Origin of the sequence: Devosia psychrophila (genome assembly GCF_000971275.1) — a bacterium.
Taxonomy (GTDB): Bacteria; Pseudomonadota; Alphaproteobacteria; order Rhizobiales; family Devosiaceae; genus Devosia; species Devosia psychrophila.
Genome location: NZ_LAPV01000090.1, coordinates 1 through 24,329 on the forward strand (window position 1 = coordinate 1; position 24,329 = coordinate 24,329).

Consider the following 24,329-nt stretch of genomic DNA (forward strand, 5'->3'; position numbering starts at 1 on the left):
CTCAAGACAAGCCGGCAGAAAGCTCGCTTGGTCACGGTCAGCAGCCTCGACAAAACGTCCCATCTGGCACCTCCGAAGCAGTGCCAGATCATACCATAATCCGGAGTTTTCACACAGCCTCCACCCCAAGTCGGCCATTGGAGAAGCCTCGTTCCATAATGTTAATTATGCGAACAATCACTTTCTACTGTTCAATAACCGAACGTCATCATAAAGCAAGAACGAAGACCCGTGGGATCGGCCCGGGCGCCTAACCACCTACAGCGGTCAGGAGATCCATGCCAGTCCATGGCCAGAGCAGTGAGCATGCGGGATCGTTCTAAATCAGCGAGACCATCGCCACGCGCGGTGGAGTCGTTCCCGGCTAAGCTCCAGCCGCAACAGAACGTTATTTTGTCCGATCGATCCGGGCGTTACCGGCGGCCAGATGTGGCGCAAAAGCTTGGCGGATTGCCTCAAGAAACACTTCGCTAAACCGACCTCGCGGCGGTGCGCTCGCGTCGAGATGATAAGAGCGCTCAAGGATGTCGTAATTGTATTCGCTGACGGTAAGCCAGCCTCGCCCATAACCCGTGAGATTGGCGCGGCGGAGTTCCAGCTTTGGAATTTCGATGGCGGTTTGCCCGTCAAAAGGCGGTTTTGAGGAAATCGGGAGCAGTATAAGATGGGTGTTGCCGTTGGCGTCGGTCATCGTCAACAGCAGACAAACGGGGCGATCTTTTTCGCCGTGTTCGCGACCTTGTACGTCCTGCCAGCCCCATAAATAGGGATAGCCGACCACATCGCCCCGGCGGAATCCATCAGTCAAGAGCGGGGGTCTTTGGCGTGGTGCTTGACGCCCGATACTCGTCGGAATCCTTCTCAAGTTGAGCTAGGATCATATCTGCTAGTTCTGACGGCGTCTCGCTTGTGCGGTATACGCGGCGCGGGTCGCTGCGGTTGGTCAATCGCTCGTATTCCTCAACGGGGACGACGACCACCGAGGCACGGCCATGCTTGGTCAGGGTGATGGGTCCGCGCATGGCCTCGTCATGGTAGCGGCCAAAATGCCGGACAAACTCGACTGAGGAAATCGTTTTGGTTGGCATGAGCCTAATCTCCATTTTCCTGTAATATACAGAAATAACAGAAAACCGCAATCGTTATGGTTTGATATCGTGACGCTCCGGGTACGCGATCTCAAGCGTCATTGCCGTTCCACCGTCAATGACCATTAGAACTCGTAGCCGCCGAGTTGGTTGTCGGCGCACCGGAAACGTCCGATAGGCGTCTCAGACTATTGGTTGAACGACATAGCGAGCGGCAGGTCGAACAGGCTTGCCCAGGCAGTCGCACTGGCCCGCTGGATCGGTACAATCGAGGTGGAGCCTGTCCACCACGCTCCCCTCCATATGCAGCTGGGGCTCACGTGCCCCAAGATGAAGGTGAAAACCGTCGTGAGCCGTACCGCGCAGCACCGTGTCGGGAACTGGCCCCTGTGCTCTTGCACAGAGCGTGCTCATGATTTGCCAGCGATCGGCGTCGGAGAGGTCTCGGAAGTGCTCGACCGATCCAGGATACTACAGCATCCGCATCGGGGAGGTGCGTTCGAGGTCCCCGTGCCGGCAGAACATATGCACTGCCCGCGCGCCAGTCTCGCTAGGGGGTAGGACAATAAGTGAGCCGTCTTTCGCTAGCGGGTAATTGACGCAATTGAGCGGAGGACAGGGGTCTCGGGGTCGCCGCCCGGCTCAGGTCAGCGCGTCTTTGATCATCCGCTGAGCGGCACAATACCAACCCGCGCACCTAAACTTCATACCAAGGCTGTGAGTCCCAGCTTAGGCTCAGGCGGACCGATCATCGCTCAGGCCCCAGTCCAGCCTCATGCCAACATTCAGGCTATCGCTACCCGCAAGGGTGACCAAACCGGGGCGGCCCGGCAAGTTATGGGCATTGACCGGATGCGACACCGGCTCAAAGCAGAAGAAGTCGGCCCCCGCGGAGGGAGAATACAGCATTGCCGTGTGAAGATCATCGGAACTGACGCGCACCGAGACGGCGTCGGGGCCTTGATCGATCTGCGTCTGGCCGGTCCAGCCAGCGAAGCCCACATTGATCCAGCCGTGCGGCAGGCCCCTGCGCCCGGCAAAGTCCAGGTCCGGCGGCAGAGCCACCGCCGCACGGGTTGCGGGCAAATGCTGCGCGTTCTCGGGCCAGTAGCCACTGGCGTCAAACCGAATTTGCGTCTGGCTTGAACGGGGAAACCATGGATGAAAGCCAGCACCGAATGGCAATGCCATGACGCCCAGATTGGTTAGCTCCAGACGAGCCGCCAAGCCATGTTCGTCCAGACGATAACGGACTGCGGCCCCGTACCGAAAGGGACCGAACGAGCCATCGGGTAACTGCAAGGCGACGCTGTTGTCCGTTTGCTCAGTCACCAGCCAACGGCGCTGAAACGCGTCGCCGTGAATTGGCAGGGGCTCCCCGGGCAGGTTCGGCGGCAATGCATAATCGCTGCCGTCGTGATGAAAGCCGCCAGCGATCCGATTGGAGAACGGCGCCAGCAGGTTCATCGCCAAAGCGAAGGGGCCGTCGGCCTTGATTCCAGACCAAGGCCGTAGCAACGGCCGATCCCCCAGCCACAATCGGGCGAGCCCTGCGCCCATTTCGGGTAAAATCTCCACGCGCGCCTGGCCTGCCGCGAGTTGGATCACCTACCAGCCCCCATCGATGGCAATATTCTGCCCGGAGATCATCCGTGCCGCATCAGAGACAAGAAACAGCAGCAGATTGGCCACATCTTCGGCTTGCAGGCGCTGCTTGAGACATTGTCGGTCCAGCACCCAGTCATTGTATTCCGCCAGCCGATCGGCGAAGACGCGGTTTTCGGCTTCGGACACCACGGCGCCCGGGGAAATGGCATTCACGGTGATGCCGTATTTGCCCAGTTCCCGCGCCAGCCCCTTGGTCAGCCCCAGCATGGCCCCCTTCGAGGCTACATAGGGCACATAGCCATCCCATTGCCCCGTCAAGGTGATTGAGGTCATATTGACGATCCGCCCCCAGCCGGCGGCTTTCATGGCCGGCGCGCAGACCCGCGCCAGGACGAACGCAGCGGACGAGTTGACCCGGATCTGATCCTCATACTCAATCAGGCTGAAAGCCTCATGCGGCTTGTTGATAATCAAAGCCGCATTGTTGACGAGGATATCGATCGGATCGTCTGCCACGGCCTCGGACACGGCCGCTTCGGTCCCCGCCAGATCGTTGAGATCAACCCCTAAAAACTCAATTCCTGGCGGGGCTTTGCCGCCGGGGCGGTCAAGCACCGTAACCCGGATGCCGGCGGCGGCAAGCGCCGCCACATAGGCGCGACCAATAGTGCCCAATCCCCCGGTGACCAGCGCATGTCTTGCTGAAAGCGGCATCCTGTCTGTCCCTATAGAACCTGGAGAATTTCTTCGATCGACGTCTCGGCAATCGGCTTGTCGAGCACGATCTCGCCCATCGCCATGGCCACGATCCGCTCGCAGCAGGCAAAGACGTGGTGCAAATTATGGCTGATGAAAATGCCGGTCACATTCTGGGCCTTCAGGGACTGAACGAACCCGATCACCTTGGCGGTTTCCTTCACTGAAAGATGGTTCGTCGGCTCGTCGAGGATCATCACCTTGGACTTGAAATGCATGGCCCGGGCAATGGCAACGCCCTGGCGCTGGCCGCCCGAAAGTTCGCCGACCAGCGCATCCGGCGAGCGCAGATGCAGGTCGACATTGGCAATCGCGGCCACGCTCTCGGTGCGCATCCTGGCCTCGTCCAGCAGGCCGACCCCCATGAACGAAGCCTTCAGCGGCTCGCGCCCGATGAACATGTTGCGGGCGATGGACATGTTGGGGACCATCGAGTTGTACTGGTAAATCGTCTCGATCCCCAGATTCATCGCATCACGTGGATTGTCGATAGCGGCCAGCTTGCCTTCGACGTAGATTTCGCCCTCATCCTTGGCATGCAGGCCGGCCAGGATCGAGATCAGCGTCGACTTGCCCGCCCCGTTGTCCCCTACCAGCCCGACGGCCTCGTTGGCCCTGAAATCCACGCTGACGCCGCGCAGCGCATGCACGCCGGAATACCATTTGTGGACATTGCGGACTGAAATAATCGGTTGTTCCTGGCTGTTCATCATCAGGTCTCCACCTTCATGGACTGGCCGCGCTTGCGCAGCCACGAATTGCCTACCACGGCCAGGATGGTTAGGGCGCCCACGGCGAATTTGAACCAATTGCTGTCCACCTGGCTCAGCACCATGCCGTTATCGATCACCCGGATCAGAATGGCACCGATAATGCCGCCCATGATCGAGCCGATCCCACCCAGCAGGGAGGCCCCACCGATCACCGCTGCCGCCACTGCGGCCAGTTCCAGCCCCTCCCCGATCGAGGGCAGGGGCGAACCGATGCGCATCACCTGGATGCTCCCGGCGAAGCCCGCCAGCACCGAACAGATCATGAAGCAGGCGATCTTGACCCTGGCGGTCGGAATGCCCATAGCGGTCGCCGCCGGCAAAAATCCCCCTGTCGCCCGCACCCAGTTGCCGAAATTGGTCTTCGACAGCAGCAGGCTGACCGCCATAGCGATGACAACGAACCACAAAAAGGACGCGCGGAGCAGGTTACCCGGCCCGACAAACTCGACAAACAGCCAGGTCGGAATGGCATCGACCTGAAGCCGCGGCGGAAATCCGCCCGAGATCACCACGGTCAGGGAGCGTACCATGAACAACATGCCCAGCGTGGTGATGAACGATGGAATGGCAAACCGTATCGTCAACCAGCCATTCAGAAACCCGATGAACGCGCAGACCAGCAGTCCGGCCACTATCGCGGGCCAGAACGGCCAGCCGCCAGCCATCAGGACCGCCATGGTCATGGGGCAGATGGCAAATACCGACCCCACTGAAAGATCGAACTCGCCGCAGATCATCAACAGGGTCACACCGATGGCCACCAGCGCCATTTCCGGCATCAGACCAAGGATGCCGCGCAAATTCGCCGGGCTCAGGAACACGCCGTTCGACATGATCTGGAAAAAGAAAACCAAGCCGGCCAGCAAAAGAGCAGCGGCGAGTTCAGGCTTTTGCAGTGAAATCTTGATAAATCGCCTCATCCCGGCCTATCCTTTTTGCAAACGGTTTCCCTCCGGGCGCACAGCGGCGCCCGGAGGAAGAGCCGGGCTAGCGCAACCCCTTGGCGGACAAATCCATGATCGAATCCGCGTCTTCCGCCTTCACAATGCCCTGGCCGGTGTCGATATCGGTCGGCGCCAAGCCAAAATTCTTGGCCAGATAGACTTCCATCACCGGCATGAAGCCTTGCATGTAGGGCTGCTGGTCCACCTCAACCTGAATGTAACCAGCCTTCATCTGCTCGATGACTTCGGGCACCAGATCGAACCCTGCCAGCAGAACCTTGCCGGGCGCATCGCCCCGGTCGGCCAGCACCCGCGCGACGCTGGCGTGCCAAAAGCCGGTGTCAAAATAGGCGGTCAAGTCGGGGTGGCCCGCCAGATAGGCGCCGACGCGGTCAGAGGTCACAGCAAGGTCGGTGCCGCTATCGATTTTCTCCCAGGTGATATCGCGGCCTGAACTGGCCTTGTATTCCTCAAGGAAATTGATGACGCCCTGGCCGCGCTGCTCGGACCAGTTCTGGCCCGGTGCGGAAATGCCGACCAGCACGCGGATCGGACCATCGGCGGGGAAATTGGCCGACTGGGCCTGCCCCAGCGAATAGCCTGCCGCCTGGAAACCCTGGCCGATAAAGGCCTGCCGAGCGTTGCCCTTGGCGCCTTCCAGATCATCGACGTTGACGGCGATGACGGTAATCCCTGCATCGCGGGCGCGCTGAATCGGCTCGTCCAGCGCTTCGTTGTCGACGATGGTGGTCAACAGTGCATCCGGATTGCGGGCAATGGCCGCTTCAATATTGGCCAGCTGCTCAGTCACCGAGCCTTCGGTCTGGGTGAACAGCATCTGGCATTCGGCATCGACCTTGCCACAGGCGTCCTCGAAGCCCTTCTTGACAGCCTGCCAGAAGGTATTGGAAGCCGATGAATGATGCGCAAATACAATCTGTAGCTTATCTTGCGCCGTGGCCACATTTGCGGTCGTCATCGCCAAAGCGAATGCGAGCGTGGTCGTTACGAGTTTCATTATTGCTCCTCCTGAGCGTTGCTTAGTTTACAGGCTGGCTGCGTCAGAAATTTTCCTCGACACAGTAAAGGCCCGATCCAGATCTGGATGCAGTTCCATTCCAAGTCCGGCTCCGGGGGGGACCGAAATCATGCCGTCCTTCACTTCTGGCAGCGCGGTCACGAGATCGCGGTACCAGGTTCGATAGAATGCCCGCACGCTTTCCTGCACGAGGGCATTCGGCGCATTGAGCGATAGGTGGGTTGAGGCGCACAGGACCACTGGTCCGGTGCAATCGTGGGGCGCGATCGGCAGATGCCAGGCTTCCGCCATCGAGGCGATCTTGCGCGCCTCCGACAGCCCGCCGCACCAGCTCAGGTCCAGCATGACGACGCCTGCCGCGCCGGTTTCCAGCAGATCGCGGAACCCCCATCGCGACCCTAGCGTCTCGGACGCCGAGATTGGCGCTGGCGAGACCGCTGCGTAGCGCGCCAGACTGGACAGACTATCCATCTTGATGGGGTCTTCATGCCAGAAGGTATTATAGGGCTCGAGCGCCTTGGCAATCTGCATGGCCGGCAGGAGTTGCCACATGCCATGAAACTCCACCATGATATCCATCTTGTCGCCAACCGCGGCACGGATTTTCTCGAATGGTTCCAGCGCTCGTTTCAAGTCGGGAGCAGAAATATACTGCCCCCGCGAGGCCTCGGCCGCCGCATCAAACGGCCAGATCTTCAGTGCCGTAATGCCCTCTTCGAGCAGCGAGTGTGCCAGTTCATCGGCGTGATGTAGGAAGCCATTCAGATCATCATAGTGTTTGTGGCCACCGCCCAAATCATAATTGCCGGTCGTCTGCCCGGTTGCCTTCTTGATATATTCCGTGCCGGCGCAGGTATTGTAGGTGCGAATCTCGCGCCGCGTAAAACCGCCCAAGAGCTGGGCAATGGGTTGATTAACCGCCTTGCCGAACAAGTCCCAGAGCGCAATGTCGAAGGCCGAGTTGCCGCGCACTTCGGCCCCCGAGGAACGGAAGCCGACATAGCCCACCAGATCGCCGGAGAGCTTGTCGATCTCCAGCGGATCGCGCCCGATCACCCGTGGCGCAATATATTCATGCACATGGGCCTCGACCGTCGCGGCGCCAAAGAAGGTTTCGCCCAGGCCGACGAGCCCCTCGTCAGTATGCACCTGCAGCCAGAGCAAGTTTGGCCGTTCGGCGATGCGGATCGTCTCAAGCGCGGTAATTTTCATGGTTTCCTCAGGACAGGCCAGCCGACAGCAGGGCCCGGACACTCTCGTCAAAATGCACACCCATCAGTTCAACAGCGCGTTGCGGGTCTCCGGCGCCGATGGCTTCAGCGATCCCCTCATGAGTGGCGAGCATGGCCTCGCGCGCCTCGGCGGTGGTCCGGCTTTTCCAGCCCACCAGCCAGGTCTGGCGGGTGATACCCTGAAACGCACCGACGATGAGCGCGAAAACGGGATTTTTCGACGCCGCCGCCAGGGCCCGGTGAAAGGCCAGGTCCTGCTCCATCAGCTCCTCGGGGTTGTTGGCCGCCTTGCGCATTGCGCGGGCAATGGCCAGTATTGCCGTTGCCTCGGCATCGCTGCGCCGGATGCTGGCCAGCACCACGATGCGCGATTCTATGGTGCGGCGGACATCGTAGATCTGCTGGATATTGATCTGATCGGTATAAACGCCATGCTCAAAAATCAGCGACATGGCGCCATGGTCGATCGGCGATACGGTCGCGCGTTTGCCAGTAGCAAGCTCAATGATCCGCATCGCTGCCAGCGAGCGGTAGGCCTCCCGCACGACAGTGCGCGATACATTGAGTTCCCTGGATAGATTTGCCTCCGACGGCAATTTGTCACCGGGCAAAAGATCGTTCTCACGAATGTGGCGGGTGATGGCGCCGATTGCCGTGCCGACCAGCCCACCCTCCTTTGCCTCATAAAGCGACATACCGATCTCCAGCAACTTGTATGATAGGTTTAACTTGAACTGTTCATAATTGCTCCATATCATGACTGTCAAGTTCCTTCGGAGGAGATTGGGCGTGAGCGCAGAATTGATCTTTCAGGCGGCTGACACCGTTGGCGAGAGCATCGTTTGGGACGATCGGCGGGACCGCCTGGTCTGGGTCGATATAATCGGTCGCCGCATTCAGGCCTTCACCCCGCAAACCCGGCATCACCAACTCTGGCGCCTTTCGGGCCGGCCGACCTCCATCGGGCTGGGAGCGGATGGCAGCGCGATTGTGGGCATGGAGCGGCATATCTGTCGCTGGGACTGGATCGGAGAGCCGGCGCCGCTGCTCGAGGTGGAGCCCTTGCTGCCGTCCAACCGGTTGAATGAAGGCGTGGTTGGTCCCGACGGGGCATTCTGGGTCGGCACAATGCAGAACAACATCGCCGCCGATGATAGCGCGCTGGATGGGCTGGCGGCGACGGGCCGTCTCTACCGCTACACCGCAGATGGACGGCTGCAGCAGGTGAGCGATGACACATTCGGCATTACCAATACCTTCGTTTTCCCGAGCCGCAACCGACTGGTCACCGCCGATACGACAAAAAACGCGCTCTACGGCTATGAAATTGGTGCGGATGGTACATTGGGGCCACAGCAGCCGTTTCAGCAGCGATTTGCCCGCGGAGCGCCCGATGGTTCATGCCTTGACGCTGAGGGCGGAATCTGGACCGCGCGGGTGGCCGGCGGCGCCTGCCTGACGCGGACTTTGCCAGACGGGTCGATCGATCGCATTGTGGAACTCCCCTGTTCCTGGCCAACCAGTTGCTGCTTTGGCGGCCGCGAGTTGTCGACGCTGTACGTCACCTCGGCGCGCTTCACCATGACCGCCGAACACCTGCTCGCCCGGCCGCAGGAGGGCGGCCTGTTCGCGCTGGAGCTTGGCGTGAAAGGAATGCCGGTCGCACGTTTCGGCGCGAACGTCACGCACCAAAGCCGCCGGAGGCGCCTCAGCACAGGGTGAGCGCCTGAACCGCGCAAGCCTCTGTCCGCCTCGCAGGCGGCATACCCGGATTTGACGCGCTCGCTGATCAGGTTTCAGCATACTCGACATGCAGGAAAGGCAAACTACCGCTGCCCAGCGCGACGGATACTCTCCGCCATGCTCCGCCACCATCCGCACCGCACGAGGTGCGCACCTCAGGAGAAAACTTTTTCGTTGTCTTGCTCATCAGGCTATATCCTAATTGGCCCCAGAGCATTATTGGGACACAGATATACGGTAGGTCTCAACGCCGTAGATTTTGGACTTTGAGCTCGCGCCATATCCATCCGAAATCGTAAGTCGCCATCGGATCTGCAGGATCGTGGGAATTGGCGGAGCGTTTCTCGAGATATTTGAGCCATTCGGCCACTTTCTTCTGACCTTTGCTGGTTCGGATAGCTTTACGGGGAGAGATATCTCCGAGCATGCCTACCGGATCGTCGAGGATCGTCTTATGAGACCTGTGCGCGGAGGGGGGCGTTGATTTTGTTCGATCTTTTCGGCTTTCTGGGTGGGGGGCTTTCATTAGGCGGACATATCCGGCGTCCGATTGACATAGATGGCACAAAGATATCAGCGACCAACGTCGTCGGCTGTGGCTTGTGACGCTCCCGTGTGAGCGTCAGTCAAGTTTTGCCCGCTATCCAGCCATGGCGATGATGTTCAAACTGCGTTTCATATTGTAGGCGATGGCAGTGAGGCGTATTTGAACGCCTGCCTTGGCAAGCCCGCGCCATCGCATCCGGCGAAGGCCGTAGCTTCGTTTCCAGGTGCCAAAAATCTTCTCGATCCGGCCACGAATGCGGTGGATCGGTTGGTTCCAGGCATCAAGGCGCGCCAGTGCTTCCGCTTCGTCTTTGCCCCACATACCGGTGGCGACGATGCGTGGCGTTCCGCCCTTGGCGCGCACCGCGTCGCCGAAATGGTTGCCGCAATAGGCGCTGTCGGCAAACACCTCGCCGGGATTGTCGGGTAGAGCATCAGGACCGGCCTTGCCGTCGTTGATGTTGGCGGGCGTGACGGCGATCTCCTCGACAAGGGCCGTATCAGCGTCAGCACCGACATGGGCCTTGAAGCCATGAACCGCCGGTCGGCCCTTGTGCTTGACCCAATGGCCCTCTTCATCATCCTGGCTGGCTGAGGCGATGATCGTCGCATCGACAAGAGTACCGGTCTTCACGTGGATCGCCTTGGCCTTGAGCTGGCCGGTGATCTCGTCGAACAGGGTCTTGTCCAGACCATGGGCCACAAGGGCTTTTCGAAAACGTACGAAAGCTGTTCGCTCCGGCGTCGTCTCTTGAGTCGAGAACCCGCAGAACCGCCGGAACGATTGTCTGTCGTCAAGCGCCTCGGCGAGCTTCACGTCGGACAAATCGTACCAGATCGACAGCAGCATCGCCTTGAACAAGGCTATTGGCGGCCAGGCAGGCTCGCCCTTCGCAGAGCAGGAAATCACGTAAAGGCAATGATCGACCGGCACCCAGTCAATCAGCCTGGCAAGCTCATCCAAAGAGCAATGCTGACCGCGATCAACGGAAAAGCCAAACTTTTCCTGACCAATGTGCCGACGTGACATCGCATCCCCCAATCAATTGTTCAGATTGAGGGAATCACAGTTCGAAAAGCCAGTCCAGACACCCGCGCACAGGTCTCATAAGAGGTGCGTTGCGAACTCTCAATCTACGCCCCCTCCTGCGACAATACCCAGGCATCCAGCAGGTGCCCGTTCTGAGGCTGCAAACGCTGCTCCGCCAGCAGGACGAAGGCGGGCGTAAGCAGCGCGGGATCGACCCATTTTTGCTTCAGCTCTTCAGAGTAATTCCGGGCAGACATCGGCGTCCGCATGTACATGCCCGGCGTAATGGTGTTGGCGGTGATGCTAAAGGGGGCGCCTTCCAGCGCTAGGGATTTGGACAATCCCTCAAGGGCGTGCTTTGCGGCGCAATAGGCAGACTCTTCAGCAAAGCCTTCGACACCTGAGCGCGAGGACACGAAGATAAGGGCACCGCCACCATTGTCACGCATGCCCGGCCACACGGCGCGCGCCAACTGGAAGCCCGCTTGCAAGCCAACATTGACGACACGGAAGAAGCTGTCGAAATCCTCGTCTGCAAAGGGCGTGGGACGCAGAATGGCAGCATTGTGGATCAGCGTATCCACCCGCCCCAGCTGCCCAAAGGTCTTGGCGATTGCCATATTGGTGGCTACCCGGTCAGACAGGTCGACCTCTATCCCGATGGCTGACGCCCCGCAGGCTAGCGTGGTCTCCGCCAGGGCGGCCGCATTATAGTCCATCAGGGCCAGCCGCGCCCCGGCGGAGGCGAAGCGGCGAGCGATTGCCGCCCCCAGCCCCTGCCCCGCACCGGTGATGATGACGGTCTGCTCCCCCAGCGGTCGGCTCAATTACGCTCTGCCGGAAGGTCTACCCAGGCCCGTGCCGTCGTGGATTGCTTGACGGCATCGAGCACGCGCTGATTGGCCAAGCCATCAAAGAATGTTGCGCCGGCGCGCAGCTTGCGGCCTTCGTTGATGGCGCCGGACAGTTCGCGCAGCGCATCCACCACCGAGACATTCCAGACGCCCTTGCTGACTCCCGGCAAAGCCGCGTTAGGATCGGCGGCAGTGATGTCCTCGAAGCTGCCGCCTGCCTTGGCGAACATTAGTTTCTCGTCGTCGTTGTCGAGCAGGATGGTGCCCCTGGAGCCGAAGACCTGAGTCAGGTTGCCAATGTTGTTGGCCGCGACGCCGCTCATGAACACCTGGGCGAGCGCGCCGCTTTGCATCTGCAGGGTGAAATAGGACAGATCATCTGCGGTGGCAGTCCAGGGCTCACCGGTGGCCTTGTCGAGGCGATCGGGGATTACAGTCAGCGCCTGGCCAACGACCGACGCGACTGGCCCGAGCCACCAGCGCAGCATATCGACCTGATGGCTGCCGTTTGCGCCGAGGCGCCCGCCGCCGTGTTCGGCAAGGCTCCACCAGTCGCCCTTGGGACGCGCTGACGGATTGGCCCAAGAGGCGCCGATGTTGGCGATGTTGACGTGGCGGATGTCGCCCAGATCGCCATTGGCGATCATCGCGGCGACCTTGGCACGGTTTGGATTGAAGCGCAGTTCGTGGTCGATCATGTGCAGCCGGCCGAGCGCTTCGGCCTTGTCGAGCATGGCGGTGGCTTCATTGACATCCATGGCGGTGGGCTTTTCGCAAAGCACGTGGGCGCCCTTGTCGAGGGCTGCCAGCGTGATCGGCGCATGCAGGTCGGTGGGGGTCGCGATCAGCACCAGGTCGAGTTGGTGCTTGTTGAGCATTTCCTGCCAGTCATCATAGGCGGCCGGCACGCCAAACTCAGCCGCGGCCGATTGTGCGCTTTCGAGCCGGCCCGAGGCCAGGGCAACCACTTCAGCGCCGTCGACATGGCGCAGGGCGGGGAGATAGGCAGCACGGGCAAAGCTCGCGCCTACAATACCAACTTTCATTTTTTTTGCTCTTTTTATTGGAGGGTCAGGCCATGGTTTTGAGGCGGGGATCGAGGAAATCGCGCAGCCAGTCGCCGAGGATATTGAAGGCCAGCACGGTCAGCACGATGGCGATGCCCGGGAAGAAGGCGAGCCACCATTTGTTGGCCATCAGCTGATCGCGGCTATCGGCCAGCATGGCGCCCCAGGTCGGCACGTTGGGAGGTACGCCGAGCCCGAGGAAGGAGAGCGAAGCTTCGGACAGGATCACCGAGGCCACGTTGAACGAGGCGATAACGGTCAATGGCGCGATGATGTTGGGCAGGATGGTGCGGAAGATGATGAGGAAGGTGCTGTCGCCCAAGGCGCGTGCAGCCTCGACATATTCCTTTTCGCGCAGCGAAAGCGTTTGAGCACGCACGATACGGGCATAGGTCACCCATTGCCCGACGCCGAGCACGATGATGATGTTCATCACGCCAGGCCCCAGGATCACCAGGAACATGATGGCGAGAAGTATGAAGGGGAAAGCCAGCTGGATATCGCCCAGGCGCATGATGACGTCGTCGATCCAGCCGCCGAAATAGCCGGCAACAAGGCCCGCGACGACACCGATGGTGCCGCCGACGAGAATGGCGCAGACGCCCACGAGCAGGGAGATGCGCGCGCCGTACAGCAGGCGGGACAGAACGTCGCGGCCCAGCCCATCCGTTCCGAGCAGGAAGAAGGCGTTACGCCGGCCCTCCGTGAGCGGATCGGCCAAGCGCATCATGATGTCTTGCCGGTTCGGGTCAAGTGGCGAAAGCCAGGGGCCGAAAATGCCCGCAAACACTACAAGCAGCAGAACGAACAGTGCCAGCAGCGGCCACTTCGCCTGCGCCATGGAACGGATGGCCCGACGCAGTTCGCGCCGTTTGTGCGACATGGGGCGGACCTTGATGGGGGTCGACGGGATGGTTTCAACCGACATGCCGGCCTCCTAGAGCTTCACGCGGGGATCGATCTTGGCATAGACCAGATCGACGATGAGATTGAGCGCGATGAACACCATCGCCAGCGTCACGACGGCGGCCTGCACCACGGGGATATCGCGCTGGTTGATGGCGTTGAACACCAGCCGTCCAAGACCTGGCCAGGAAAACACGATCTCCACCACGACGACGCCCCCGATGAGGAAGCCGAACTCCAGGCCGATCATGGTGACGACCGGCAGCCACGCATTGCGCAAGGCATGGTGGATCACCACGGCGCTTTCGCTGATGCCCTTGGCCCGCGCGGTCCGTACGAAATCCTGGCCCAGCACTTCGAGCATGGAAGAGCGCACGAGACGCGCATTGCGCGAAATGGAGTAAAACGCCACGGCGAAACCGGGCATGATGAGGTAATACAGCGACTGCGGCAGATTGGTCAGCGCCTGCATGAAATTGCCCTGGATCAGCGGCATAATGAACGGCACGTGTCCCGAAATGGGCAGGATGCGGAGCTGCAGACCGAAGAACATGATCATCATGATGCCAAGCCAGAAGCTGGGGATGGACTGCCCCAGCATGGCCATGGTCATGACCGACCCATCAGCGGCGCTGCCGCGATTGAGCGAGGCGATGACGCCGAGCGGGATGGCCACCACAATGGCGAGGATCATGGCAAAAAACGTCAGTTCCAGCGTTGCTGGCAGCGCGTCCATCACCGCCTCGATGGCGGGCCGCTTGTAGGACAGCGAATTGCCGAAATCGCCCTGTGCCAGCTTGCCGAGGAAGGTGAGATACTGCTCGGGCAGCGGCTTGTCGAAGCCAAGCGCCTCGCGGGTCCGCTGGATTTCCTCCTCGGTCGCGCGCTCGCTGACATAGAGATAGGTCGGGTCGCCGCTCATCTGCAGCGCCGTGAACGTGATGAGCGTTACCCCGATGATGACTATGGCGCTTTGCAGCAAGCGCCGAATGATAAAGGTCCACATGGCGGTCGGCCCAACTTGAGAAAAGTAGGATGCGCCACACCGGGCGGCGCATCCAGCGGATTAACTGAGGGTGGCGGCGAACAGCTCGATTTCTTCGTCGCGGCGCGGGGTCCATTCGATGCGATTGGAAACGCCGTAGAAGTCAGGCTGGAAGTACAGTTGCAGCCACGGGCCTTCGTCGTAGAACAGCTTGAGCATGCGGTTGATGACCGGGCGCGCGGCCTCGACAGTGTCGGCATCGATGGCCAGCTTCCAGTCGTCGAACCAGCGCTGGTCGGTCCAACTCTGGTAGTTGGTGGCGCCGTCGGGTGTCGAGAACAGGCTCATGTCATAGAGCGGGTTCCAGGTGACGCCGCCCTGCCCGAGGAAGAAAAGCGGTCCCATTTCCTTGGTGCGCAGCAGCGGCGAATAAACCGAAGCCCATTCGAGCAACTCGACCTCGGTGTTGATGCCGACATCGTTAAGATACTGGCCGATGGCTTGGACCACGTTGGCGTCGTTGAGATAGCGGCCACGCGGACCCTGCAGGCGAATGCTGAAGCGCGTGCCGCCTTCGCCGCGCGGGTAGCCGGCTTCGTCGAGTAGCTTTTCAGCCATGTCGGGATCATAGGGGATCGGTAGGAGGTCGGGATTGCCGTTGGGAGGGTTGACCAGGCTGGTCATGCGGGTGCATTCGGTGCCCAGCAGCTGGGTGCAGATGCTGGGCACGTCGACGGCATATTGCATGGCAAAGCGGACCTTGGGATCCTGGATTTCCTTGGCGCCGGGCATGCCTTCGACGCCCTTGCCGAGGTTGAAGCCAACCTGCATGCGGCGGGTGCCATCGACCTGGGCGACCTTGGCCGAACCGCTGTCGTTGATAGCGCCGACCTGGTCTGGAGCGACGTTGGTGATGATATCGACATTGCCGGCGATCAGTTCGGCGGTGCGGGTCGATGCCTCGGGAATGATGCGCCAGATGATGGTGTCGAAAGTGCCGGGATCCTTGATCTTTTCCAGCACGATCTCGGAGCCGCGCTCCCACGATGCTAGGCGATACGATCCCGAACCGATCGGATTGGACGCGGCCTCTTCGACCGTCATGGCCTCGTAGCTGTCTTGGCAGTGTATATAGACCTGCGCCATCATGCCCAGCGCCAGCGTGGTCTTGGCGGTCAGGTTGACGGTGACGTTGAGGTCATCGACCACTTCGGCGGATTTGAAGCCGAGCGTCGTGTAGACGAAGCCGGGCGTGTTGCCGGTAAAGGCGCTGGCCTTGTCGGCGGGGCGGTTGAACGAATAGGCGACGTCTTCGGCGGTCAGCGGCTCGCCATCTTCGCAGGTGAGGTCGGGCTTGATGGTGAACGTATAGGCGAGGCCATCGTCGCTGATGGTGGTCTTGTCGACCAGCTCGGGCTCGATCTCGCCCTCGAAGTTCACCTTGAACAGCGTGGCGAAGATGTGCTTGGCGATATTGGAATTGTCGCGGCTTGAAATCTGAGCCGGATCGAACGTCGAGGCGTCGGCGCTCAGGCCAACGATGATCGTATTGTCCGGCGGCGCGGCGATTGCCGCTACGGGGGCTGCCATAGTGAGGGCACCCGCGAAAACAAAGCGATTAAAGGCAACCATGGTCATTCCCCTTTCTGAGCCTCCCGATAGCGTTTCTGGTTTGCCGATATGTTTCGGCTTGGATGGCACGCGGGGATTGGCCCCACGTGCCCGGTTCGATTATTTGGTCAGGGCAACATCGAAGAGGTAGACTTTTTCGTCACGGCGCGGCTCGAAGGTCACGCGGTTGGATACGCCGTAGAAGTCAGGCTGGAAGTACAGCATCAGCCACGGGGGATCGTTGTAGAAGACCTCGAGCATGCGATCGATGACAGCACGCTGCTCTTCTTCGGTAGCCGCCGCAGCGATTTCCGGCCAGCCGGAGAACCAGTCGGGGTTCTTCCACTCGGTGTAGTTAGTACCCGCATCGACAGCCGACAGGTCGGCCATGTCATAGAGCGCGCTCCAGGTGCCGCCGCCCGAACCGAGCAGGAACATTGGGCCGACGTCGTGCTTCTGGATCAGAGGGACATAGACCGAAGCCCATTCCATCAGTTCGACATTGGTCTTGACGCCGATATCATCGAGGTACTGGCCAATGGCCAGCGCAACGTTGGCGTCGTTGAGGTAACGGCCACGGGGCGCCTGGAAGTTGATCTCGAAGCGGGTGCCGTCTTCGCCACGTGGATAGCCGGCAGCGTCGAGGAGTTCCTCGGCCTTGTCGGGATCATATGCGTAAGGCTGCAAGTTTTCATTGTCGTTAGGTGGATTGACCAGGCCCGTAGCGCGCTTGCATTCGAAGTTCAGCAACTGGCTGCATATGGCTTCGACGTCGACGGCATACTGGAGAGCGACGCGCACGTCGGTCTTCTGGATAGCTGCGCCGCCCGGAGTGCCGGTGGCGAAGGAGTCCTTCATGTTGAAGCCGACATAAATACGGCGGGTACCCTGCACGGACTTGACCGTGGCGGAACCAGAGGTGTTCACGGCTTCGACCTGGTCGGGCGCGACGTTGGTGATGATGTCTACGTTACCGGCGATCAGCTCGGCCGAACGGGTCGAGGCTTCCGGAATGATGCGCCAGATAATGTTCTGGAACGTGCCGGGATCCTTGATCTTTTCGAGCACGACCTGCGAACCGCGATCCCACGATGCAAGACGATAGGAGCCTGATGCGATCGGCTTTGCAGTGGCATCTTCAAGGCTCATCGCCTCGTAGCTGTCCTTGCAGTGCAGGAACACTTCGGCGATCAGACCAAAGGACACTGGGTTCTTGGTGGCCAGGTTGATCTTGACTTCAAGATCGCTGACTACCTCGGCGCCATCGAAGCCGATGGACGAGTAAACGAAGCCAGGCGTGTTGCCCGTGAAGGCATTGGCCGGATCGGCAGCGCGGTTGAACGAGTAAGCAACGTCTTCGGCCGTCAGGGCTTCGCCGTCTTCGCAGGTGAGGCCGGACTTGAGCGTATATGTGTAGCTCTTGCCGTCTTCGGCTTCGACGTAGGATTCGGCCATCTGCGGCACGATGCGGCCTTCGGGATCGACCTCATAGAGGGTCCCGAAGATGTGCTTGGCGATATTGGAGTTGTCGCGGCTGCTGATATTGGCCGGATCAAAGGTCGAGGCGTCAGCGGAGATGCCGACAACCAGGGTATCTGCAGGCGGGGCAGCGAAAGCAGGGGCCAGCGGCGCGATAAGCGCCACCGTTCCTGCCATCAGAAGATGCCTCATGGTCTTCATAGGGACGTCCTTTGCTGGAGTGCCGTGGGGTTGGAGGGATTGCCGATCTCTCGCTTCGCACCAAAGTCGAGATCGGCAGGATTGATCGCTTGGCCAAGTTGGCTGGACAGGATGCATGCTTGAACCATGCGAAGCGAACTGAGGTGGTCGCGGCCGGAGCACAGCAGGGGGGCTGTGCCGCGCAGAGCGGCGACGAACGCGGCGAGCAGTGCCACCGCGTCATTGATCCATTGCTCATAGGACGGCAGCAGCACGCTGGTCAGCGCTGCGTCGCCATGAAGCGCATAATTGAGGTCGCCGAACTGGTCGTTCTGGATCACGACGCCCTTGGCGCATTCGCTGCGCCACTGGAAGCCGGGCGCCTGCCAGTTGGACTGCCATAACCCCTGGTAATTGACCGTAATGCCATTGGCGAAGGTGATCAGGGCCGAGACATTGGCGTCGTCGCGATACATCGACCAGCTTGGATTGAAGGTCTTGCCGAACACCTGGACCGGCTCGGATTTGTAGACGTAGCGCATCAAGTCGAAGTGGTGGATCGACTGCTCCCACAGCATGGGCTGGTCCATGGTCAGCGGGTATTTGTTGAAGTTGGGCTTCCAGCCGTCGCGCCAGCGCTCATAGGTAAAGCGGGCAAATTCGGGAGCGCCGACGGTCTCGTCCATCAGCCGCATAGCGTGTTGGGTGACCGGCAGGAAGCGGAAGTTGAGGCCCACCATCAGCGGAACGCCGGCGGCCTCGGCCATCTCGACATAGCGTGCGGCCAGCTCGACGCCATCGGCAAGAGGCTTCTCGGCGAGGATTGGCAGACCAGCGGCGCAGGCGGCTTCCATCTGCGCTTCGCGACCACCGGGCGGCGTGGCCAGCAAAACAGCGTCCGCCTCTATCTGCCCGAGCAGGCTGACATCGGCCGCAGCAATAGCGCCGGGCCATTGTTCCAGAGCCCGGTTGCGCGCGGCTTCGGACGGATCGACCAGGCCGACAATGGTACAATCGGGATTGTCGCGGATGACCCGCATCCAGAATTGGGCGCGGGCGCCGAGGCCGACGAGGATGATGCGCAGCGGGCTCATCGGGCCGCCTCCACATCGAAGGTTTGCGCAATACCTTGGGCCAGCGGCGTCCAGTCATGGAGGACGGCAAGATCAAGGCGGTCGCTGACCATTGGAAGGCGCGCCGGCTGGTTGGCTGGTTCGACGTCGATGGACGCACCATCGACAAGGCTTGCCACCAGATGCGCCAGTTCTAGGTTGGACACGATACCGGCCGAGGTCAGATGAACGATGCCTGCAATCTTGGGCTCGATGCCGAGCAACGCATCGAGCGCCCGGGGCAGGTCTGGCGCGAAGGTCCAGTCACGGCGCTCGTCAGGCATCTGTACGATGATTGGCTGATCGGACGCCACCCGGTCGAGCCAGCGCCTGATTTGTGAGACAATGCGGCGGCTGTTGCGGGTGACTTCGTGCGGACCATAAATCGGGCCAAGCCGCGCGGAAATGGCGCGCAGCGACGGGCTGTTGGCGGCCGACGTCGCATCCTCGCCGGCGCGCTTGGCCTGTGCATAGGGCATGGTCGCGGTTGGCTGCGTGCTCTCGAGATGCACGCCTCCGCCATCCTCGAGCGCAAACACACCAGAGGACGACAGGAACACAAAATCGGCGGCGCCATGCGACAAGGCCAGCTGCAGCCCGATGCGCAGCAGGCCGACGTTCATGTCGATATGCTGCTGGGCACTGAGGCCGAGATCCTCGGGCGGCGTGGTGATGGCGGCGCCGTGGATGACGAGGTCGAGCTGGCGACCTGTAGCCAGAACATCGGCATTCAGCGGTGCCTGCACCAGTTCCGCGTGCGCCAGGCGCGCGCGCGTTGCCGCGTCGAACTGGCTGTCTAGCGCGATGACCGTATCGCCCATGGCGCAAAAGCCTTCGGCCATATGCGACCCGACAAAGCCACCTGCGCCGGTAATGAGGACGGTGCGCGTCACGGGGCAATCCCCAGTTCTTCGGGGGCGATCTGCGAGGCGGAGCGCGTATGGTCGGAGATCAGCGAAATGGCGAGGATCATGTCGCGCTTTTCGATCGCTGCGATGATGGGTGGATGATTGCGCGCCACGGCTCGCAGGTCGCGGTTGGCGCTGTTGCGCAGAGCCATGATCTGGCGGATGCGAAGATAGAGATTGTCCCACAGCGACAGCATCAGGCCGTGATCCGCCAGCCGGATCAGTGCCCGGTGAAACGCCTCGTCGGCGACGTTGAGCGCCGCAAGATCGCTCCGTTCAGCTGCCACAAACATCGTATCGGAGTGGGTATGCAGTTCGGAGACGTCGACCTGGCGCTCCACGATGCGACGGATGGCGAAGGCCTCGAACTGCTCGCGCAGGCTATACAGCTCTTCGACTTCCTTCAGCGTCAGCGGCTTGACCCGCTTGCCTTTGTAAGGCTCGCTTTCGATCAGCCCATCGGCCTCAAGGATCTGGATCGCTTCGCGCACCGGAGCGCGGGATACGTTGAGCTGCTCGGCCAGGGCCATTTCGACCACTGGCGTGCCGGGCCGCATCGTACCGTTGAGGATGGCCTGCCGGATGATATCGGCGACCGAAACACGCAGCGGCACGTTTTCGATACGGGCCATATCGGTGACCTGGGGCTCGATGATCATCTCACTGTGCTCCACCAAAGGCCAGTTCGGCCGCTCGCTCGATCTGGGCTGCATGGGTGCCGGCCAGCTTGACGAAGGGCGGCCGGACGATGGCGTAGGCGGGGTCAGCGTGGCGCAAGGCGGTGGCTGCCTTGATCGCGGGGACCAACGGCAGTCCCTCGAAAATCTTGCGCAGCTCGGTCACGCCAGCGGCGATTTCGGCTTCCTCGGGCGTGCCCAAAGCATGCATCAGGGCGACGATGTTGCGGGCATTGACGTTGGCCGAGGCGCTGATGCAGCCGGCGCCACCAGCCGCCACATTCTGCGGAATGAGGGCTTCGGAAGCTGAATAGGTTTCGAGCTCGGGGAAGGCCTTGATCACCGCGTGGGTATTGTCCCAGTTGCCCGAGGAATCCTTGAGCCCGACAAACACCCCGGGATGCTTTGCGAGAAGCTTTTCGATCAGCGTCAGGGTGATCGGCACCCCGGTCATCTGGGGGATGTGATAAAGAAAGATCTTGAGCCTGGTGTCGCCGACCGCGTCGATGATCGCCGAGAAACTATCGACCAGGCCATCCTCGGGGACGCCTTTGTAGTAGAAGGGCGCCAGTGTCAGCGTGCCGAGCACACCGCGGGACACGGCATGCCTGGTTAGCGCGATGGTGTCGGGCAAGGCAGAACAACCGGTGCCGGGTATGAGGCGGTTAGCGGGGACGCCGGCATCGAGCAGCGCATCGAGCAGTTCGATCCGCTCGTCGACGCTCATCGAATTGGCTTCGCTGGTGGTACCGAACGGGGCGAGGCCATCGGCGCCGTCGGCGAGCAGGGCCAGGCAATTGGTAATGAAGCGCTGCGTATCGATGCGCAGATCGGCTTTGAAGGGCGTGATGGCGGGCACGTAGAGCTTGGGGGTCCGCGTCATGCGCTTGGTCCTTGCGAGATCAAAAGGGTCGGGGCGATATCGGCAAACACATCGTCGTCATTGGCGCCGCGCCACATCAGCACGGCAAAGGCCCCTGCCCGATCGAGCACGCTGGCGCCGGCATGCCAGACGCCGCGCGCATAGATGACGCCGACGGTGCTGGGCAGCAGGAAGCTCTTCAGGCCTGACAGGTCCGCGGAGCCGTCGGGCAAAGACGGCGCGACGCTGACCAGATAGCGGCTGACATCGAGCGGCACGAAACATTGCGCGGCGTGGGGGTGACGCTCGAGCCTGGTCAGGGTCAGCGGCAAGGTGGTCGACGGCACATTGTTGACGTGGAAAACCGGTACGAGGCCGTCGGCGCCGAGCCAGTCGGAATAGAACTGGCGCTGGCCAGCCTGTGTCGGACGATCGATGAACGTGCCAAATCGCGCGAAGTCCTCGGCAGCATAGCTCTCGGATATGACCACGCTCTGGCTCATGCGGCGTCTCCCAAAGCGGGCATGACGGCGCGCCAGTGGGCGGCAATGTCGGAGCGCCGAGCGACCCAGACATCGTCGCGGCCGGCGATATGGTCGACGAACTTGACCAGCCCGGCGATGCGGCCCGGATGGCCGATGACGCGGGGATGTAGCCCGATCGACATCATGCGCGGCGTGGTGCGGCCTTCGTCGGCCAGCACGTCGAAACTGTCGATCAGGAACTGGGCATAGTCGGCGGCGTTTTCGATGCCACCGCCGGCCAGTAGCTTGGCGTCATTGGTCACCAGCGAATAGGGAATGACCATGTGCGGCGTGCCGTTCACACTGAGCCAATAGGGCACTTCGTCATTGTATGCGTCGCTGTCATAGCCATAGCCGCCATGCTCGACGACGAGGCGGCGCGTGTGTTCGCTGGGGCTGTAGCGGCAATACCAGCCTTGTGGCGCACGACCGACGCTCTGCTCGATGCTGGAATAGGCCTTGGCGATGTGCTCACGCTCGGTGGCTTCGTCGAGGTGATAGTGCTCGACCCAGCGGTAGCCGTGCGCCACCACGTCCCAGTCGGTCTGCGCGATAGCCTTGGCGACTTCCGCATTGCGTTCGAGCGCCAGGGCCGCTGCAAACACAGTCAGCGGCAGATCGCGTTCGCGAAACAGCCGGGCAAGGCGCCAGAAGCCGACGCGTGAGCCGTATTCGTACATGCTTTCGGAGGCCAGATCGCGGCTTCCGGCTGGCACGCGGGCGGCGTTGACCTCAAGCAGCGCGGTCTCGGAGCGGCCGTCACCATTGGCGATCGAATACTCCGAGCCCTCTTCGTAGTTGAGTACGAAGTTGACTGCAACGCCGGCATTGTTGGGCCAGCGAATGGTCGGCGGTCGGTCTGCGTAGCCAACGAAGTCGCGCATGTGTTTGCTCCCTTGTACCCGGTGCCTCACGGCGTCCAGGCACGCGGTCCTTCCACCTTGTTGAAGAAGCAGCACCAGTCGCCGGTGTTGACGTTTGGCAGGGCGCGGAGGCCGAAGAACATGCCGTCAGCGGGGGCGACCATATGGGCCAGTTCGTCGCCGAAGATGTTGATGATCCTGGCGAGGCTATCGCCCTTCTTCATCGGCTTGAGGAAATCAACGCCCGGGGTCGGTACGAAAATGCCGGAAACTGGCGCCAGCAATGCCTCCTGCTGGCCGCGCGTGGCGGCCTTGGGATAGGTCGGGGTACCGGGGTACATCTTGTAGTGGCGCAGGATGTTGATGATCGAGTCAGCCAGGTGGCGCGAGACTTCGGCGAACTTTTCGGGCGAAGTGGCGGAGCGGCCGCCCAGTTCGACGGTGATGCCGGTCTTGCCGATTTCCTTCATCTGCGCCATGGGCGAACCCTTCGGCAGGAAGTTGCTCATGATGCAGCCCCAGCCCTCACCCATGGCCATGGCCAGTTCGACGGAAGCCGGCGTTTCGTCGACGAAAATCGCCTTGGCGAGAAACGAGTGGGCGCCGCCCGAATGGATAGAGATTTCGAGGTCGGCGACCTTGCTCATCCATTCCGAATGGGCCCAGGCGACGCGCTCGCTGAGATAGCCGTTGGCACGACCGGGATAGATGCGGTTCATGTCGAACGAGAACGTATCGAGCGGATTGCCGCGATTGCTGTTTTCGAACGCCATGACGTTGATCACCGGCACCATGACCAGCGTGCCGGACAGCTGTGCCGGATCGACTTCCTTGAGGGCGATGCCGCAGGCCATCGGGCCTTCCGGCTCGTCGCCATGGATGGCGCCATCGACCCAGAACACCGGGCCGGGCTTGGCACCATTGACGATGACCAGCGGGATTTCGACCTTGGTGCCGCCGGCCAGTTCGGTAACCGGAATGACGCCGCGAACGACGGTGCCGGGGGCTGCGATGGCAGTGCCGACGGTGATGGTTTTAGCTTCGGACATGGCGATCAGATACCCTTCACGGCCTTGTACTTTTCGAGTTCATCGGCCGTGTAGACCTGCATGAACTCGATCTCGATGCCGCCGGCATCGTTGTCGAGGAAGGCCACGAAGCCTTCGGGATGGGCGTGGCTGCCATAGACGCCACAGGCTTGGCAGATGCGCAGTTCGGCGCCCTGCGCCTTGGCATGGTCGAGTGCCTTGTCGATATTGTCGACGGCGTAGCAGATGTGGTGCAGGCCTTCGGCGTTGCGCTGCTTGATCCAGGTGTCAAACCGCCCACCCTCTTCCATCGACTGGCACAGCTGGTATTCGATGCCGCCGAGCTCAAACAGCGCCACGCGGTTCTTGGACTTGGGATAGTCGACGATGGCGGTGTCGGTGGGCACGTCGAGGAACTTGGAATAGGCGGACAGCGCGCCCTTGGCGTCCTTGACCGCAAAGGCCATGTGCTTGATCGACAGAACGTTCGGATTGGTGGAAACGGACATGAGAA

26 protein-coding genes are annotated in these 24,329 nt (G+C 61.2%); 1 reads left to right on the forward strand and 25 read right to left on the reverse strand.

What is annotated here, in order from left to right:
• Positions 1 to 388: 388 nt before the first annotated feature.
• The 9 genes from WH91_RS08050 to WH91_RS08095 form a co-directional block, all read right to left on the reverse strand.
• Complete coding sequence (locus tag WH91_RS08050) at positions 389 to 808, reverse strand: hypothetical protein (RefSeq protein ID WP_046170492.1); 420 nt, start codon at positions 806 to 808, stop codon at positions 389 to 391.
• Positions 801 to 1,088 (reverse strand): type II toxin-antitoxin system prevent-host-death family antitoxin, encoded by a 288-nt coding sequence (locus tag WH91_RS08055; protein WP_046170493.1) that lies wholly within the window; start codon positions 1,086 to 1,088, stop codon positions 801 to 803. The genes WH91_RS08050 and WH91_RS08055 overlap by 8 nt, the downstream gene beginning before the upstream one ends.
• A 735-nt stretch (positions 1,089 to 1,823) precedes the next feature.
• Entirely contained in the window at positions 1,824 to 2,696 is an 873-nt protein-coding gene (locus WH91_RS08065) for an aldose 1-epimerase (RefSeq protein ID WP_082102061.1), read from the reverse strand.
• Entirely contained in the window at positions 2,697 to 3,410 is a 714-nt protein-coding gene (locus WH91_RS08070) for an SDR family oxidoreductase (RefSeq protein WP_046170495.1), read from the reverse strand.
• A gap of 11 nt (positions 3,411 to 3,421) precedes the next feature.
• Positions 3,422 to 4,162: an ATP-binding cassette domain-containing protein gene (locus WH91_RS08075; RefSeq protein ID WP_046170496.1), complete on the reverse strand. Its 741-nt coding sequence runs from the start codon at positions 4,160 to 4,162 to the stop codon at positions 3,422 to 3,424.
• 2 nt (positions 4,163 to 4,164) lie between these two features.
• Positions 4,165 to 5,145 carry an ABC transporter permease gene (locus WH91_RS08080; protein WP_046170497.1) on the reverse strand — a complete coding sequence of 327 codons (981 nt, stop codon included), beginning with the start codon at positions 5,143 to 5,145 and terminating at the stop codon, positions 4,165 to 4,167.
• A 67-nt stretch (positions 5,146 to 5,212) separates the two neighbouring features.
• Positions 5,213 to 6,187, reverse strand: coding sequence for a sugar ABC transporter substrate-binding protein (locus tag WH91_RS08085; RefSeq protein ID WP_046170498.1), 975 nt, complete (start codon positions 6,185 to 6,187; stop codon positions 5,213 to 5,215).
• Between the two features lie 27 nt (positions 6,188 to 6,214).
• The gene (locus WH91_RS08090) at positions 6,215 to 7,420 is read right to left on the reverse strand and encodes a mandelate racemase/muconate lactonizing enzyme family protein (protein WP_046170499.1); all 1,206 of its coding nucleotides are present in this window, start codon (positions 7,418 to 7,420) and stop codon (positions 6,215 to 6,217) included.
• Between the two features lie 7 nt (positions 7,421 to 7,427).
• Entirely contained in the window at positions 7,428 to 8,135 is a 708-nt protein-coding gene (locus WH91_RS08095) for a FadR/GntR family transcriptional regulator (protein WP_046170533.1), read from the reverse strand.
• Between the two features lie 94 nt (positions 8,136 to 8,229).
• On the opposite strand from WH91_RS08095, the gene WH91_RS08100 reads away from it, so the two are divergent.
• Positions 8,230 to 9,162 (forward strand): SMP-30/gluconolactonase/LRE family protein, encoded by a 933-nt coding sequence (locus WH91_RS08100; RefSeq protein WP_248305816.1) that lies wholly within the window; start codon positions 8,230 to 8,232, stop codon positions 9,160 to 9,162.
• Positions 9,163 to 9,229: 67 nt separating this feature from the next.
• Here the strand turns inward: WH91_RS08100 and WH91_RS24895 are convergent, their stop codons facing one another.
• From WH91_RS24895 to WH91_RS08175, 16 genes are all read right to left on the reverse strand, one after another.
• Positions 9,230 to 9,370 carry a hypothetical protein gene (locus WH91_RS24895; protein WP_171910588.1) on the reverse strand — a complete coding sequence of 47 codons (141 nt, stop codon included), beginning with the start codon at positions 9,368 to 9,370 and terminating at the stop codon, positions 9,230 to 9,232.
• Positions 9,371 to 9,823: 453 nt separating this feature from the next.
• On the reverse strand, positions 9,824 to 10,759 hold the full coding sequence (locus WH91_RS08105) for an IS5 family transposase (protein ID WP_046170501.1): 936 nt from the start codon (positions 10,757 to 10,759) through the stop codon (positions 9,824 to 9,826).
• 104 nt (positions 10,760 to 10,863) lie between these two features.
• On the reverse strand, positions 10,864 to 11,586 hold the full coding sequence (locus WH91_RS08110; protein WP_244542433.1) for an SDR family NAD(P)-dependent oxidoreductase: 723 nt from the start codon (positions 11,584 to 11,586) through the stop codon (positions 10,864 to 10,866).
• The gene (locus WH91_RS08115) at positions 11,583 to 12,659 is read right to left on the reverse strand and encodes a Gfo/Idh/MocA family protein (RefSeq protein ID WP_046170502.1); all 1,077 of its coding nucleotides are present in this window, start codon (positions 12,657 to 12,659) and stop codon (positions 11,583 to 11,585) included. Before WH91_RS08115 ends, WH91_RS08110 begins: the two co-directional genes overlap by 4 nt.
• A gap of 25 nt (positions 12,660 to 12,684) precedes the next feature.
• Positions 12,685 to 13,608 (reverse strand): ABC transporter permease, encoded by a 924-nt coding sequence (locus WH91_RS08120; RefSeq protein ID WP_244542434.1) that lies wholly within the window; start codon positions 13,606 to 13,608, stop codon positions 12,685 to 12,687.
• A 9-nt stretch (positions 13,609 to 13,617) separates the two neighbouring features.
• Positions 13,618 to 14,592 carry an ABC transporter permease gene (locus WH91_RS08125; RefSeq protein ID WP_046170503.1) on the reverse strand — a complete coding sequence of 325 codons (975 nt, stop codon included), beginning with the start codon at positions 14,590 to 14,592 and terminating at the stop codon, positions 13,618 to 13,620.
• Positions 14,593 to 14,652: 60 nt separating this feature from the next.
• Positions 14,653 to 16,161 (reverse strand): ABC transporter substrate-binding protein, encoded by a 1,509-nt coding sequence (locus WH91_RS08130; RefSeq protein WP_244542435.1) that lies wholly within the window; start codon positions 16,159 to 16,161, stop codon positions 14,653 to 14,655.
• 141 nt (positions 16,162 to 16,302) lie between these two features.
• Positions 16,303 to 17,862: an ABC transporter substrate-binding protein gene (locus WH91_RS08135; RefSeq protein ID WP_082102062.1), complete on the reverse strand. Its 1,560-nt coding sequence runs from the start codon at positions 17,860 to 17,862 to the stop codon at positions 16,303 to 16,305.
• Positions 17,859 to 18,935, reverse strand: a complete 1,077-nt coding sequence (locus WH91_RS08140) for a Gfo/Idh/MocA family protein (RefSeq protein ID WP_082102063.1) — start codon at positions 18,933 to 18,935, stop codon at positions 17,859 to 17,861. The genes WH91_RS08135 and WH91_RS08140 overlap by 4 nt, the downstream gene beginning before the upstream one ends.
• Positions 18,932 to 19,846 (reverse strand): NAD-dependent epimerase/dehydratase family protein, encoded by a 915-nt coding sequence (locus WH91_RS08145; RefSeq protein ID WP_046170504.1) that lies wholly within the window; start codon positions 19,844 to 19,846, stop codon positions 18,932 to 18,934. The genes WH91_RS08140 and WH91_RS08145 overlap by 4 nt, the downstream gene beginning before the upstream one ends.
• On the reverse strand, positions 19,843 to 20,520 hold the full coding sequence (locus tag WH91_RS08150; protein ID WP_046170505.1) for a GntR family transcriptional regulator: 678 nt from the start codon (positions 20,518 to 20,520) through the stop codon (positions 19,843 to 19,845). Before WH91_RS08150 ends, WH91_RS08145 begins: the two co-directional genes overlap by 4 nt.
• Before the next feature lies 1 nt (position 20,521).
• Positions 20,522 to 21,421: a dihydrodipicolinate synthase family protein gene (locus WH91_RS08155; protein ID WP_046170506.1), complete on the reverse strand. Its 900-nt coding sequence runs from the start codon at positions 21,419 to 21,421 to the stop codon at positions 20,522 to 20,524.
• Positions 21,418 to 21,903 carry an ureidoglycolate lyase gene (locus WH91_RS22560; protein WP_052952680.1) on the reverse strand — a complete coding sequence of 162 codons (486 nt, stop codon included), beginning with the start codon at positions 21,901 to 21,903 and terminating at the stop codon, positions 21,418 to 21,420. Before WH91_RS22560 ends, WH91_RS08155 begins: the two co-directional genes overlap by 4 nt.
• On the reverse strand, positions 21,900 to 22,808 hold the full coding sequence (locus WH91_RS08165) for a polysaccharide deacetylase family protein (protein ID WP_046170507.1): 909 nt from the start codon (positions 22,806 to 22,808) through the stop codon (positions 21,900 to 21,902). The genes WH91_RS22560 and WH91_RS08165 overlap by 4 nt, the downstream gene beginning before the upstream one ends.
• 26 nt (positions 22,809 to 22,834) lie before the next feature.
• On the reverse strand, positions 22,835 to 23,836 hold the full coding sequence (locus tag WH91_RS08170) for a succinylglutamate desuccinylase/aspartoacylase family protein (protein ID WP_046170508.1): 1,002 nt from the start codon (positions 23,834 to 23,836) through the stop codon (positions 22,835 to 22,837).
• A 5-nt stretch (positions 23,837 to 23,841) separates the two neighbouring features.
• Positions 23,842 to 24,324 (reverse strand): VOC family protein, encoded by a 483-nt coding sequence (locus WH91_RS08175; RefSeq protein WP_046170509.1) that lies wholly within the window; start codon positions 24,322 to 24,324, stop codon positions 23,842 to 23,844.
• Between the last annotated feature and the right edge of the window lie 5 nt (positions 24,325 to 24,329).